Annotated in this window: 1 pseudogene; it reads left to right on the forward strand. The window is 43.8% G+C overall.

From position 1 onward, the window contains the following. A pseudogene (locus KV696_RS10600) lies at window positions 1-203 on the forward strand (hypothetical protein); the annotation flags it as partial.

The raw sequence follows: 203 nt of genomic DNA on the forward strand, positions 1-203 counted from the left end.
GAAGAGAAAAAACAAGTGGAAGATAAGGTCAAAGCGAAGAACCCAGGTAAGGATGTCACAGTAGGTGACGATGGAACCGCAACGGTTACAGATCCAAGCACTAAGATCAGTCATCCAATCGCAGGAAAAGACCTAGTTATCGAAGACTTCACACCAGTGAAACCAGATGAGAAGGTTGTTGTTCAAGACAAATCCCACTTAAC

The sequence above is a fragment of the Streptococcus humanilactis genome, from assembly GCF_019448275.1.
GTDB lineage: Bacteria > Bacillota > Bacilli > Lactobacillales > Streptococcaceae > Streptococcus > Streptococcus humanilactis.